The sequence below is a fragment of the Spirosoma gilvum genome (assembly GCF_054776815.1).
This window is the reverse complement of the sequence record NZ_BAAHBH010000044.1, coordinates 1-749: the sequence shown is the minus strand read 5'-3', so window position 1 is coordinate 749 and position 749 is coordinate 1. Positions and strand designations below refer to the sequence as shown.

Sequence of the window (749 nt, the reverse complement as noted above, 5' to 3'; positions counted from 1 at the left end):
GCAGCTACACCATCGGCTTCAGTGCGGCTCCTGGCTCGACGGTGAGTCTGCTGCCGGCCACTGCTGGTACGATCAGCGGCACAGTGGCCACCGTGAGTGTGGGTCAGAGTGTGACCCTGGTGGCCAGTAATGCCAGCGGATGTAGTAGTACGACGGCCGTGACCGCTCCCACCTGTGACTGTCCAGTGGTGGGCCCACCAAGCAATGCCACCAATGGGGTGATCTGCTTTGGGGCTCCCACGCCAGCCTTGAGCGTGAGCGTGGGCGCTGGTCAGCTGGTGGAGTGGTATGATAGCCCCACCAGCACGACGGTCTTGTCTACCGGTCCCAGCTTTACGCCCACTGTGAGTGGGGTAGGATCCTACACCTACTATGCTGGCACCCGGGATGTGACCAGCAACTGTCGGAGCGTCATTCGCACTCCGGTCAGCTTAACCATCAATGCCTTGCCAGTGGCAAGTGCGGGAGCAGTAGCTACGACGGTATGCCAAGGTTCAAGCATCAGTCTGACAGCCAGCGGAGGCACCAGCTATAGCTGGAGTGGCCCCAACAGCTTTACCAGCGCGCAGCAGAACCCTATTATTTTAGGGGCTACTACAGCCAATGCGGGTACGTATGTGGTAACGGTGAGCAACGCAACGGGCTGTAGCTCGACGACCAGTGTCAACATCAGTGTGCCAGCTAGTCCCTCGTTGGCTGTGGTGGGTACCCCGGCCTGTACAGCTAGTCTGAGCAGCTACACCATCGGC

The 749-nt window shown here is 59.9% G+C and carries 1 protein-coding gene; it reads left to right on the top strand.

Annotated elements, in window-relative coordinates; genetic code table 11:
• A partial coding sequence (locus ACYVFD_RS35980; protein ID WP_461095452.1) for an Ig-like domain-containing protein occupies nt 1–749 on the top strand: 749 nt, incomplete at both ends.